The organism is Psittacicella hinzii, assembly GCF_003585935.1.
Lineage (GTDB): Bacteria > Pseudomonadota > Gammaproteobacteria > Enterobacterales > Psittacicellaceae > Psittacicella > Psittacicella hinzii.
In genome coordinates, this window is record NZ_NRJG01000103.1 from 1 (window position 1) to 13,954 (window position 13,954).

At 35.5% G+C, this 13,954-nt stretch carries 8 protein-coding genes; 1 reads left to right on the top strand and 7 read right to left on the bottom strand.

Annotation, left to right across the window (positions count from 1 at the left end; genetic code table 11):
• Positions 1-359: 359 nt before the first annotated feature.
• The 7 genes from CKF58_RS05730 to CKF58_RS05760 form a co-directional block, all read right to left on the bottom strand.
• Entirely contained in the window at positions 360-1,505 is a 1,146-nt protein-coding gene (locus CKF58_RS05730) for a hypothetical protein (protein ID WP_147397226.1), read from the bottom strand.
• Between the two features lie 106 nt (positions 1,506-1,611).
• Entirely contained in the window at positions 1,612-2,169 is a 558-nt protein-coding gene (locus tag CKF58_RS05735) for a TraE/TraK family type IV conjugative transfer system protein (RefSeq protein ID WP_119531866.1), read from the bottom strand.
• Complete coding sequence (locus CKF58_RS05740) at positions 2,166-2,459, bottom strand: type IV conjugative transfer system protein TraL (RefSeq protein WP_119531868.1); 294 nt, start codon at positions 2,457-2,459, stop codon at positions 2,166-2,168. The genes CKF58_RS05735 and CKF58_RS05740 overlap by 4 nt, the downstream gene beginning before the upstream one ends.
• 850 nt (positions 2,460-3,309) lie before the next feature.
• A complete protein-coding gene (locus CKF58_RS05745; RefSeq protein ID WP_222987728.1) occupies positions 3,310-6,435 on the bottom strand; it encodes a TraC family protein in 3,126 nt (1,041 codons plus the stop codon).
• Between the two features lie 939 nt (positions 6,436-7,374).
• Positions 7,375-7,755, bottom strand: a complete 381-nt coding sequence (gene traA / locus CKF58_RS05750) for a TraA family conjugative transfer protein (protein ID WP_119531872.1) — start codon at positions 7,753-7,755, stop codon at positions 7,375-7,377.
• A gap of 270 nt (positions 7,756-8,025) precedes the next feature.
• The gene (locus CKF58_RS05755) at positions 8,026-8,484 is read right to left on the bottom strand and encodes a hypothetical protein (RefSeq protein ID WP_119531874.1); all 459 of its coding nucleotides are present in this window, start codon (positions 8,482-8,484) and stop codon (positions 8,026-8,028) included.
• Positions 8,485-8,612: 128 nt separating this feature from the next.
• Positions 8,613-10,208 carry a TraB/VirB10 family protein gene (locus CKF58_RS05760; protein ID WP_119531876.1) on the bottom strand — a complete coding sequence of 532 codons (1,596 nt, stop codon included), beginning with the start codon at positions 10,206-10,208 and terminating at the stop codon, positions 8,613-8,615.
• 2,297 nt (positions 10,209-12,505) lie between these two features.
• Here CKF58_RS05760 and CKF58_RS05765 point away from each other — a divergent pair.
• On the top strand, positions 12,506-13,660 hold the full coding sequence (locus CKF58_RS05765; RefSeq protein WP_119531878.1) for a restriction endonuclease subunit S: 1,155 nt from the start codon (positions 12,506-12,508) through the stop codon (positions 13,658-13,660).
• Positions 13,661-13,954: the final 294 nt, after the last annotated feature.

Consider the following 13,954-nt stretch of genomic DNA (forward strand, 5'->3'; position numbering starts at 1 on the left):
CTTATAAATTAGCTCTACAAATATCGTATTGACTAACTAATGCATATCATAAACATATTTTTAATTTTGTCTATAACAATCTTGCGGATTTGCCAACTTCGTCACACTTTTTATACAAAATAAGCAACTAATCCATCTCTAAACTAAATTTTTAAGTGAAAAAATACTAAAGCAAGGTAAGAGTTTGAAAAAGAAAAATTTTCGATCTCAACAAAAAAGGATATAAATCTATACAACTTTTTAGGTAATACTTATACCTAAAATTAAAACTTGAACCTATATCCCAATGCTAAGTTGGAAATTCTTTCTTTAACTCCAGCTACTGTAAATTTCTGACTCTATTAGCACGTCTCCTTGCTTTAGTATCCAAGCTGTTCAAGTAAAACTAACCAACTTTGTTGTTGCGGTAGGATTACTTGTTTACCTACTAATACTGCAGCCATTACATTCGGTTGAGTGCAGTTATTAGCTAAAAACTCAATAGCTAGATCGCTTGTATTGTGCAGTAGAATAGCTTTGACTTTTATACCAGAGTAGTACATATTACGAGGTTGAAACTCTCGGATTTGACTACGCTCTAACGAGTAAAGTGCACAAGTTAACGGATCATAATAAGCAGGCTTTTTAGGATTAGAAATCTCTACTAATTCAGTATTTTTAGGATTAAGACTATTAGTTGCAGGAAGCACAAAATTACTTACATGATAGTTAAGCACTTTAGCCTGACTTAGAGGTTTATGCTGTTGTAGCACTTCGACTGCTGAACGTAATAATCTACTTAAAGATCCCATATAGTCATCACTAGTTAGATCTGCTTGATTTAGTAAAAACTGTGGGGTTAAGAGTTGAGCTATTACTATTTGGTAATTCGTAGCAGGGATCTTTTGTGGACGTAAGGTTAAAGTTAGAGAATGTTGTGGTTGATTTTTATCACGTACCACTAAAGTGATATCAGCCGTAGTGTTAGTCGCAACTAATAAATCATTCCCTCTTGCTAGTAACTGCACTTGTGGATCAACTGTATCTGCTACTAAATCTGTAAATGGTAAACTAATGCTATTTAACTTGCCGATGGCTATTTTCAAAGGATAGTTCTGTTTAAAATCAGCAAGGATTATAGTTGCTGGAGTTTGTTCTTTATTAGCAGAACTCGACGAAATAAACGACTGCGAACTCTTATTGGTTGCAGCATGAGCAATACCTATACCTAAACTACTACTAAACCAAGGAGCAACATTTGCACCTCCAAGAAAAGCACATAGCAATAAGCCTTTACCTAATTTGATTCTAAATTTACCTGCAAACTTACTAGTCAATAGACTTCCTACCTTACCAAACGTATTAAACTTACTTCTTGCTGATATTCCATCTAACTTATGATCGATACCTCGAGAATCTCGAGTAAAATCATTACCTAAATCTCTACTTTGTACTTTTTCAAAATCATTATTTTGGCTGTCTAGCATATCCAGTTCTAACGTCTGCTTAACTTTCCTTAATTTCATAAAGCTCACCTTTAAATCTAAATCTTAATCTTTATCTTAATCTTTTGTTTTTCTCTAATTTTCTTAACATTAATAGTTTTGTCTTATATGGCTAATAAATTATTCTTTAATTAGCTAAAGCAAGGCTTTGGATTGCTCTAATTCTTGGTACATAGTCACGCATATCCAATAAGAATCTAAACTGATGTCCGTTGTTTAAACGATTACCAGCTGCGTCAATAATTGAAGCAATCCCCTCAACTACAACTTCTCCAGTTTGTAAATCAACATAGGCTTTAGTGGAAACGAATGTCATGTCCATACGTTTTTCTTTAAGTTTTGCCATATCTGATACTAGTTGCTTACGAAACTGTGCATAGTAATCAGGGGCAACATATTGACTGATACTTTCTAAAGCAAACATCATGCTGTCACTCGTGATATTACCTAAGAGTAATGCCATGGAAGTAGCAAACGAAATCGCATAGGAACGACTTAAAGTACTGGCACGAATCTCTACAGCTTTATCTGTAATCATAGGTTGCACAATGATAATAGGCTTAGTATTAAGCTGACTATATACACTAAAAACTAACCCTAAAGCCAAAATAACATTCGAACCTAAGAGTAAAAAGGTATTACTTTTTAAGCGTTTGACTTTTTCGTTCCAAGTAGCAAATTTCATAGACTATCACCTAAGTAGTAAGTAGTTATAAAGGGATTAGGTACACTAGGTGCTCTTACAGGGATAAAGCCATAAAAGTACAGAAAGTGTCCCAAGTAGTTTGCTTTAAGATGAGCATTATATTTACGTAGTAGATAAGAAATCACAAACCCAGCAATTGCCCATAAGAAGAAATTACCAAAGTAAGCTCCTAAGGCAATACCACTAATAATAGGAATAGCTTCAGGCAAAGGCCAAAGGAGAAAATAAACCGGATCATCAACATAACGCGATAACTTACGTAGTGGCATCTATACCTCCGAGTTTAAAAAAGAGAGAAAATCTATTTTGATCCTCTCTCCACCTATGTCTTTTTACAAATTCACATTTATACATTATTAAGATGTAACAATAGTAATCGAATCTAAGTCTAGTCTAGAGCCTAGAGACTATAGCCTAGAGACTATAGCCTAGAGCCTAGTCTAATCTAGTCTAAGACTAAACTTAAGTCTAAGTCAAAAACCATGTCTAAGTTCAAACCTACATCTAAGTTAAATATAAATTAAATCTAAGTTTAGCGACTGTTGTTTACAGTTATGTCCTAATGTTAATCTACATTAATCATCATGGTTAAAGGTCGATTTGTAGCAAAGAGGTGAAGAAGAAAAAGTAACTAGGAAGAAGTAACTTCCACCTAGTTACTCACTAGTGCAAATAGTTAATAACTAGTCAACAATTAATAACTAAAAACAATAATTAAAAATTGTCCAGCTAGTTATTAACTTATCAAGCACTCTTTCTCATGTATATACACTAATAATCATCACTAATTATTGCTACTCATGGCTCTAGCTAATTCAGGCTAGTAGCTAGTATTGCTGTTAATTCATGATTGCTATTGCTTAATCATAGCCATTCTTAGTGATCATCCTCGTTGATATATAATTTATCTAGTCCCCTAGATAAATAGGCTTTGCTAACGCAAATCTGTAAAAGTTAAGACTAGAATGTGAGCCTCAAAAGAAGTACTCAAGAGAAACATTCAACAGAGATAAGCCTAGAAAATTATTTCCCTTTCTCTGATCTAGATAATTTGCTAGATTGCACTCTAGATTATTTTCTAGATAAGTCTATAAATGTTTCTCTACTCTAGATTTAGTCTTAACTACGGGTCTTGTGTAATTCTTGACGTAAGAGCAGTAAGATCTCAATTGCATTCCACAAATTACATTGATAAAGCTCTTGAATGCGGGTTAAAGCCGCGATGTCTACAGCATTAGTAGAGTACAAGAGTTGCATTTGTGGAGAAACAATAAGGCGTCCAACTCCCGAGCCATAATCGGTATGAAAGAATATTTCCGAGAAATGACCCTTACGTGTTTTTAAAGAAGTAATCTGACGGATCGAACCAGCATCAAGTACAAGCTTGTATTGACTAAGTAGTTGTTTTACCGTTTCAGTTTTTTGTGCCAGTAAGAAATAATTAGCAGAGTTAGCTGCGATTGCTCTCCCTGAAGCCGTATTGTACAGATCCTCTAACGATTGAGTGATCGTTACTACAGCCCCGTTATATTTCCGAAAGCGACGATAACCGGTTTCAATGAAGTAACTAATGGTTTTCGAGGCTAAGAGATCCCATGCTTCGTCAATAAAGAGAACTTTTTGTCGTTGCTTTTGTCCTGAAATCATCTGTTGGTTTACCGCAAAGATTAATTGCAGTAATACTAACTGTTGTAAATCCTTACGTCCAGATAGCTCTTCGAGTTCAAGGACTACTAAGCGTGATTTATTGGCTGTGCTTTGCTGTTGTTTTTCTAAGTCTTGGAGTAAGTTAATCATATTCCGCCCACTTGGACGAAAATATACTCCATAAGCTCCGCGACTAGTAAAAGGAAAGAGCTGTACTGCTAAATCTTGTAACCTTGTATCTTCATGAGCTTCTAAAGCTTGAGCTAGAAGATCAATATGCATTTGCGTACCATGCTCGTCCCATAAATCTTTAATCATTTGTTTTACGGCATTGGCTTGATACTCAGAAAGCATATCTTTAGGAGAGATCATAGTTTGAATTAGGGTAAAGAGCATATCCGCATCTTGCGAGTAGTTTTGTACTAAGGCAAACGGATTAATATTTATGTCAGCATCTACACTAAATTCAACAAATTCTCCTTGATAAACTTGCGCGAGCTTTTTATAAGAACGTCCAATATCGATAATCCAACATTGAGCTCCGGTGGCTAAGAGATTAGCTACCATTTCATTAACCAGAAAGGACTTTCCTGAACCTGATTGCGCTGCAATACAACAGTTAAAGTTGGTTTGCGAAGCAAATAGATCCACGTTCATGATTTGTCCGGTGCGACTAATTAGGGGTACAACCGGACTTCCAGAAGCCTTCCACTCGGCAAACAAAGGTAAACAAACCGTTGCTTGTGTAGTACTCATAGTACGTTCACGTTGTAAAAAAGTACGGGCTTTTTTATCTTGGTTTAGAGGTAGTGCATTTAAAAATACTGGTACTTGTACCTGATTTTCAAAATCAACTAACCAACCTATGGTTTGAAAATAAGACTTTACTTTAACTGCAAAGGCTTGCGCTTGAGGTAATTTAGTACCAGCACGATAACGGGGACGACTATATTCACCACCTCCTTTATAGGTCGCCGGACTAGTTTTTACTTGGTAAAGTAATTGCTGATCGGCTGGTGGAATTTGTCCTAAGTTTACAGCTGGTATTGACTTATCATTTCTCGCTGTACTTACAGAACTAGCTTGTTTTTGTGCTAAACTAGCTTGCTCTTGATCAGAAGAAGTTTGCTCTTGAGTTAAAGTACCTTGATCTTGCGATAAAGCACCTTGCTCTTGAGTTGAACTAGCTGCAGTATTTTCTTGCTGTTCTAACCAAGAACGCGTAGCTGCTAAAGCTTGAGCTAATACTTGTTCTTGCATAAAGCTAGAATCTACCTCTTCATCAGCTGTCTTGCTATGCCCAACTACTAGATCCTCTACATCATCGTTAGTTGTTTCTGTTTGAGAAGTAACTTTAGATTCATATTCTGATTTATCTACAGATTTAGCTTCTGACTTAGCTTCAGCTAAAGTAGTCATTTGTTTAGCATCAAGAGTAGTATTTTCCGCTAAAGATTGTTGCCAACTTTTAGCATATCTCTTACCTTTCTCTTGCTCATGGCTGTCAGCTTTATTTTGTGCTAAGTAACTTAAGTAACTACTTAGTTCTTGTTTTTGTTGCAGGCTGGTTGCTTGGTAATCCTGATATGTTGCTTCAGGAGGTAACCATGCTACTAAAGTCCAACTAAACTTAACTAACTTGTCGCCAGCATTAAGGTCACTAATCAGCACTTCAAAAGCTTCAGCTGTTTGTTTTAAGCGAGGCACAAAGCGAGCTAGTGGTCCTGTCATTTGCCGTATCGTGTAGTTCTTTTTTGTTTCCACTACCGATTTAGCGGCTAACTGGTTCACAAAGAACAAACTACAAGTGAGAAAGAACTTTTGTGTTAAAGGCGTAATGCCAGTAAACATATCTCCTAAGTAACTAATAGCCTGTCCACAAGCAAACTCGGCTGGGATTTCAATGGGAGTAAATACTTGCAGTAATTGTCCATCAATTTCCAAACAGTTCTTATGTACAATAATCTCGCTACTCGGACTTAGTAATTGTTGAGCTAAGGTTTTATACGGATCATAGTAATGAAACTTAGCATCTAGCTGCGCACTTTCTTGGTAAGTTTTACCAAGGAGTAAGTTGCGCATAAAGAATAGATACTCACGATCATTTAACTTATGCACTTGCCCAAAAATACTATGCAGAGCTGAAGTTGTTTGCGCCGCATATTGCATGTAATCTTCGAGTACTTCAGGAGTTAAACTTCCTTTGTAATGTAACTTTAAGCCTACGATGAGAATATAGTTACGGAGATTACATGGTGCTTGAGCGTCGTAACTAAGTTCTTGCAGATTCTGAAAGAACTCAAGACGCGCTTGGGTGCTTGCTGCGAGATCTACAACCTGTTGTTGCTGAGCTCTAATCCGACTATATTCTTCGTAATAAGGTAAAAGATTATCGTCAGCAACTAAAGTAAAGGTCAGATAACTTTGATCAGGAAGATCAAGTTGTAACATTCCTTTAATTTGGCTTTCGAGATCAGCATTGACTCCTGCTAGAGGTTCTGTTTGCCAGAGATGTCCGATATAACCGGAAGCACAGATAAATGAACCTGTAGCGGCGTCATAAGCTTGTACGTCCATTAGATCGGCAAAATTACTCATGATGAACCTCATTAAGAGTAGGAGAAAAAGGACTAGGGTAAAGGGGAAATTAGTCCAGCAAAAACTTCACTTGTACTTAGAGCTAGCTTAAGGTTTTCTATCTTGTCATCTAGGCTAAACTAAAGTTAAGGCTTGCTTATTTTCTTACCATTCCTACGTAAAAATGTTGAGGTAAATCTGCCTTAAATTTAGCTTTGCGCTTAAGGTAGCTAGTAAAAGATCTTAAATTTTTAAAGTTTTAAAATCTTTAAAAGTAAAGTTTGGTGAAAAGTGCTTTGGTGTACCTTTACTTCATCGTTATTTATGCTAAAAAACTAAAGATTACTAGTAAAAAAGCACTTAATTAGTATCATGACACTAATCTCAACCCGAACCCCAGTAAACTGTGATCTTGAGTAGAAGTAAAACTTGGTATATCTTCTCAAGCTAAAAACAGAGCTGTCTAGATTAAGACTTAAACTTAAAAATAGAGATTAACCTTTACGGTGTAAGTAGATAGGTAGGTAAAAAGCTAATTAGCTAAATGAACTGTCGTGCTTTTTACCTTTACGACATGAGCTAACAGAGCATTTGTTCTAACTTTTAGACTACACCTTACCTTGTGAGTAAATGGTATAAATCTGTATTTTTAAGGTTAATTTACACTTAGTGGTGTATCTCTTTATTCAGACAATTCAGACTATCTAGACAACCTAGACAATTTCAGCAACTTCGATTACTTTTTTAGGCGCTCTTTTCGATTATAGATGCTTTTTATACTATGGATAACTTTTTAGACTACTAGTGGTTCCTAGTTTTTATGGTTATTTCTTTAGACTAGTAATCGCAAAGTAAAAACCTATAACTAAGACTTAAACAAGTTAGGTGTTATATCTAAGAAGCTTAGTTATAAATTACTTATTTACTTCTTAGTTATATGTCAATGAACATATAAATTCCTTATGCATCATTCCAGAAGTTATACTCTGCTAGTTTCATAGGAGCAGAGCTAACTCCCATAATTGCGTCGATGATCGTTGGCGCATTTGCGAAAATAATCGCAGCCCCTAGACCGATAACCACAGCCACTAAACTCTGGCGCAGAATCCCCGCAGCAATCCCGATTAGAATTGCAAGTAAGGCAATAAATTTACCTAACGGACCATCTGTCCAAGCTACAAGTGTGGTATAAAGCGGACTAAAAACATCTTTAGTACCACTAGTGCCACCACCTCCCGAGCCTGTGCCAGAAGAAGCAGATACAGCCATTGCGGTTTCAGTTGTAAGCGCAAACAATAACGACGCAGCCATTACTGGAGCAAAAAGTGATTTTAATTTCATAAAGCTTCCTTAAGATAGAATCTATTAAATTGAAGAAATGAATTAAAAATACACATATGCTACACAGAAACTTTTAACATCAAGCGAGCAATGATCCAGTCAATGCTCTAATAAGTAAAAGATTAAGTCCTAAGGAAGTGCCTAAACAACAGCTTCATTTAATAGCAGGGGTCTACATTAAGCTTAGTTCTTAATTCCTCAAGTTAAAGAGCTAGAGGAAGGAAAGAAAGTTGTTTGCCCAACTTGCTTTACACTTTTACTCATGCTTGGTTAACGAATATAAGGGATAAGTAAGTACCTACTCGGATACACCTTATTGCCGATCATATTCGGTGCAAACCAAATTTTTAAATAAGCATCATCATTCGATGACATATTTAATAACATTTGTGGCGGGGCAATTACTTGCTTTAAAGTAATGTCCGCATAATTAGCAATAGGAGTTACTTGAGGATTTTTAGGATTGTTGCTTAAGTAAGTTGAGGCATTAACACATTTACTCCCAGCTTCTTGACAGTAAAACTTATTATGTCCGATGTCTAAACTACTACAAGCAGTTAAACTAAGAGCCAATAAGCCAATGCTTACTCGTTTGCAATTACTACTAATTACTTGATTAATACATTTATGATTAAGCAATTGCTTATTCGTAGTTTGTTGCTTACTTAAAGCTTGATTATTTACTAGTTGCTGAGCTTGTTGTCGACGACAACTACTAAGTAATCTCAATCCTAAGCTAAATCTCCATCTAACCCTTGCTAAGAATTTTTTACCCATAGCGCACATAAATCTTGGATTAGCTGTAGCCAAACTTTTTTGTAAATTGTTAAAGATCGTTACCTAAAAGTAAATTAGCTTTACTCAGGCATTTCCGTAGTCGGATAACTTGTGCCTCCGGCACTAAATGAACGTATTTGTGAACCTGGTAAACTACTGTTACCAGCAGATACGGTAGTTAAAGGTTGAGCATGAACTTTACGATCAGATACTTGTAAAGAGATCGGAGCAGTAACTACGAGATCTACTTTTACTCCTGCTTGGACTTCCACCATAGGAAACATTTTATTGGCTAGATTTAAGTAGAAATTAGCTACTCGATCGACCGCTTTACTTGCTCCCCCAAAAGCCGCATCAGTTACGATATCTGAAGCACTTGGACTATTGGAGTAAGTACCGATCCCAGGTAAGAGTAAGTTCGGTCTAGTAAAAGCTTCACTTATCCCTTGTAAAAAACCAATGGTTAAAGTTTTAGCGATTAAAGAACCTTGTTTACTTACGAGCCTACCAGCAACTCCTATTTTCCCGTCTTCACCAACAGCATAGCCTTTAACTTCTCCCTCCACGATATAGCCTTGAGCATTAATACATGAAAGAGTTTGCATGCGCATTAAAGCTCGATGTGAACTTATATCGCCATGCGAACTTAAGAGCATAAAACATGCGTCTAAATTCGAGCGATAACTATTAGGCAAAAAGTCTAAGTTATCGAGGCGTACAAGTACGGGGTAAGGATCAGCTTTTGCGCCATCAGTTGTTGGAGCATCAACTCCTGTTACTATAGTGCCAGTAAATACAGAACCAGCCGGTAAATTAAGTACTGGGGTACTTGCGGTTTCCGTGCCTAAGCTGCGGATGGTTAAAGGTTCAACCGGAGGCTCTGCTTGCGCAGGTGAACTATAGGTTGTTGGAGGCGGATTATACAGATACATGCCTTGGTTAGTGTCATATTGGTTAGCAGGGGACTGATTACCATATGACTGATTAGCATATAAGTCATTGGCATTTGCATTACCTTGACCCGTAGTAACCGGATCTTGCGCAAAAACATCAGCGCTATTGACTTGGCTATTAACTAGGTTATCTGTATCAGGGACTGTATAGTCTTTTAAAGGATCTGTAGTTTCGGTAAAGATCGTACCTTGTTTGCCGCCGTTTTCCCATTCGGCAAGATTAAAGTTAATTAACTTCTCAAAAGCCGGTAAACGTAAGTGCGGATAACGTTGAATAAATTCGTAGTAGTGAGCACATTGTTCTAAAGGCTCTAAACCTACCATGCTTTCCCAGAGTTCAGAGATAGCTTGATAATCTTCAGCACTAAGACCTTGAGTGTCAAGCGTAGCAAGAGATGGTAAATTATCTTGCTTAGTTTGTCCTAACTGCTGGGTAAGAGTTTCTAACTGTTTACTTAGTTGCTCTAAGCGTTGTTGCTGTTGATTAATTAAGTTTTGTTGAGCTTCTAAGCTATTACTTAAGGAAGCAATAGTAAAATCATCTAACCGTTCGGTATTGAGGATTTTAATTTGCTCATCAGTATTAGGTGCTTGATATAAAGGTTCACGAGGAGGTGTCCTTACCATCAAGTAAATACACATACTTAAAGCTGTTAAACTTAACCCCACTACCATAATGCTCTTAGCTTTGGGGCTAGTCTTTAGCCATAAACGTTTAAGCATATATGGAGCTCCTAAGTAAGAAAGTAAAAGAATGAAAAACTTGCCACCATCTACAACTACAACAAAGATAAGAATTTGTTGAGAGAGCAGATTTGTGCTAAAGTAGCAAGGGCAATTTTTTTCAAGTTGTAAAAAAAAGCTGGCAAAACTTTAAAAATTTAAAGCTTGCTTGTTTTAAAAAACTTGTTATCAAGCTAAGATTGATTACCAAGCTAAGCTTGCTTAGCAAATAAAACTTGCATAGCAAGAAAAACATGATTATCATGTATTGCTTAGTTCGCTAAGTTTTACTTGCTTGTTCCTTGGTACGTCTTTATCTTACCTCACCTATAACGTAAAAATCACGAAACACAAGAGCGAAAATTTACCAGAATAGCGAGATTACTTTTTCCTCAAAACAAAGACAAGCGAAAATTTATACTTGTCATTTTTAAGCATAAATTTCGTAACCTACGCAATCATCATTTCTTCTTAGCCGCAAAATCTTGCTAAATAAAAGGTAAATTTAGTTACTACTCTTTGTAAGCTTTAGTACCGGCTGTAAAAAAATTAATTTTTTAATTTTTCATTCCTCTTAATCTTCAAATTTATTCGGCATAGGTCATATAAAAATTACCTTCTTTTCCTTCCTTTTTAAGTTAATCTTTTTTACCTCTCTGATACAACAGTAAAACTGCAAATTTTTATGCAAATCTTTACTACCGCTAATGTCAAAATCCCTGCTAGGCTCTCTTCTTTGCACAGCACCTGTTAATTTGCGGCAAAAGAACTACAGAAGTAATTAATGCTCAAAACTGGTTAGAAAACCGGTGGTTTTAGAAGGGCTAAATTAGGGAAATCTTAAAGTTTAAGATCTGGTTTTTAGGTGAGAAAAATTGAGTTTTTATTGCATTAAATTTAGGTATTTTTAGCGCAAAATTTTGGTAATTTATGGTGCGATTTAAAAATTTTGTCTTAAGCACTTTGGGCTTCTTTTTGTAAGTAGATTGGCTCATTAATACTTACAGCAAACCAGCACAACCCTTTGATTTTCAAAGCAATAATTAGCCAAATCTAACTGCTCGTACTGCTAAAAAGCTAGCTCTTGTAGCAAGATAATCCTCAACAAAAACAAAATTGTAAAAAAGTGCGGGGAAATTGAGCAAAATTATCTGACTTAAAATAGTCACTTACGTTTGCCGCAATTGCTGCAAATTTTGGACTTTTAGCATTAGAAATCAATAGGTAATAATTACAAGAAGTAAATCCAAAAAAGAAATTCTTGAGTAAAAAGAAAGTGCTGTTCAACTTCATAAAATTTACAGATTTGCTTTACAAAAGAGCTAATTTGGCTAAATTTTAGTAATAATCCAAGAAAATTTTAGGCTACAGAAAAGTTCATTTTGAGCGAGAAAATAAAAATTTGGAGAGATACTAAGGTAAGTGAGTATGTAAAAGTACAGATGTATTAAGAAGTAGAAAAAGTCGAAGAACGCAGCAAGAGCAATAAACAGTATCTACAATTTAACCCTGCAATCATTTGATGACAGCGGTATTGATAGATTTGATTACAGAGGTATTGATAGATTTGATGACAGCGGTATTGATAAATTAGTTATAGATCTATACATAAATTGTTATTTTTAGTTATCAGCTACCTAGGTTTTTATCAATTGGCACTTTTTTTAGTAACTTTAAATATAAATACCTATTTTGTGATATAAAACCTATCGCTTTGAACAATAAAACACTTTTAGCTTCCCCGAAATGATATATTTACTTTGTCTAAAAGATATCTCAATTCTTGATTTTTCCTAGGGCTTTAACCAAGTAACACTTGGTTTTAGCTATTTCGTACTTTCTTTACTTTTATCATTTTCTGGGACTATCATTCAATTCATATCTTTAATCATTAGTAATTCTCTAAGCTATTTTAACGCCTCTTTAAAGCTTACTTGTATTTGGAAACGACGTTTTTCTAGATACCTATTAGTAGACTGTGTATCAATGATGATACCTTTCGCTATATAAGACTCATGTCTATACCTTTTAGATCTATCTTCGAGATCTATACTCGAGATATAAGATCTATGTTTGATATATTTTCGATTAGCTTTCAATACATTTAGCTAAGTTGTCTTAGTTTAGAGATCATTTATACTTCGTTCTATAGCAAACTACTTCCTTAAGCATAGCTAATGGCATTAAGCCTCAAGTGTTTTTAGTACTCTGTTGTAATGCGTCGTATTTTTACTGATATAGCACAGTACTTCCACTTTGCTTTAGATTATCTATTGTATGCTTCCCGCCCTTAACTTATGCCCAAAAAATTATTAGCCCGCTTTGAACCGCTCCGCCGCTTTAAAGGTTTTAATGTTCCTTGGACAGAAGATAAACTATTTAATCTTGTAAAACCCTATCATCCCACCAATCCTCATCCTAGTGATCTACTTACTCATGAACAAGGCTATCCAGTATTTGGAGCTAATGGCTATATTGGATATGCCCAAACTTATAATCATGATTTACCTCAAGTAGTAGTCTGCGCTCGAGGAAACAATGCCGGCAAAATTAACTTAGTCAATGCTCCTGTTTGGATTACTGCTAATGCTTTAGTTTTACAAACAGAAACGCAGCAACAACTCGATAAACTCTTTTTGTACTATCACTTACATAATAATCCGCTTGAAAGTTATGTAACAGGTGGAGCGCAGCCTCAACTTACTAAAGGTAGTTTAAATAACTTTAAACTAGTTTATCCAGAACTAGCGGAACAAGAACGCATCGGTAAGTTTTTACATTTACTGCTTGAGCATATAGAACTTACGCAAAGTAAAATTCAGGTATGGCAAGAGTTTACACAAAAACTACGCCAACTGATTTTCCCACAAGGAAAGCAAGAACTACCTAGTTTACGCTTTAAAGAGTTTACGCAGCCTTGGCAAAACACCACCGTTAAACAAATCGGACAAAGATTTAATAATCTGCGCAAACCAGTAACCTCGCATAAACGAGTACCAGGTACAACTCCTTATTATGGTTCGACAGGTATTAGTAGTTATATTGATGGTTATACTCATGATGGGGAATATATTCTAATTGCAGAAGATGGAGCAAGTGATTTAAATAATTATCCTGTAATGCAAACCTCTGGCAAGATTTGGGTAAATAATCATGCGCATGTCTTGCAAGCAATACCAGAACAAGCTGACAATGACTTCTTAGCCCAAGCACTAAAAAACGTAAACTATAAAGTCTTAGTAAATGGTTCAAGTCGTTTTAAATTAACGACGGTAGTTTTAGATAATATCCCGTTAAAAGTACCGCATCTTGATGAACAACGTAAGATAGGTAAACTCCTGTCTAATCTTGAACAACATATCAAAGGTTTAGAAGAATTTCTTGCTCACTTACATAAACAACGTAAGGCTTTAATTAATGAACTTCTAACAGTAAATCCAATTGAAGATTAAAAACAACAAATACTGGAATTAGTTATTATGAGTTCGTTATTAATTAGCTGCGGTGTGTTGCATTAAGCTGCGACAAAAAAATTAGCTATTTAATCTATACAGAGTAAATAAGCTAACTAAGAAAAGTTAATAAAACAAGCTACGCAAGCAAAGTTAACTAAGTTAGCCAAACCAGCCACACTAAATAAATTAACTATACCGTTTGTATACTGCACAGTTAAACAAGATACATAAGAGTTAAAATTAATAACAGAAGAGGCGTTAAGTAAGATTATTACTTAACGCCTCTTCTGT

What these genes read in the sequence shown, in the direction of transcription:
- CKF58_RS05760 (WP_119531876.1), bottom strand. Translation starts at nt 10,208, where the DNA reads ATGCTTAAACGTTTATGGCTAAAGACTAGCCCCAAAGCTAAGAGCATT.
- CKF58_RS05765 (WP_119531878.1), top strand. Translation starts at nt 12,506, where the DNA reads ATGCCCAAAAAATTATTAGCCCGCTTTGAACCGCTCCGCCGCTTTAAA.
- CKF58_RS05730 (WP_147397226.1), bottom strand. Translation starts at nt 1,505, where the DNA reads ATGAAATTAAGGAAAGTTAAGCAGACGTTAGAACTGGATATGCTAGAC.
- CKF58_RS05740 (WP_119531868.1), bottom strand. Translation starts at nt 2,459, where the DNA reads ATGCCACTACGTAAGTTATCGCGTTATGTTGATGATCCGGTTTATTTT.
- CKF58_RS05745 (WP_222987728.1), bottom strand. Translation starts at nt 6,435, where the DNA reads ATGAGTAATTTTGCCGATCTAATGGACGTACAAGCTTATGACGCCGCT.
- CKF58_RS05735 (WP_119531866.1), bottom strand. Translation starts at nt 2,169, where the DNA reads ATGAAATTTGCTACTTGGAACGAAAAAGTCAAACGCTTAAAAAGTAAT.
- traA (WP_119531872.1), bottom strand. Translation starts at nt 7,755, where the DNA reads ATGAAATTAAAATCACTTTTTGCTCCAGTAATGGCTGCGTCGTTATTG.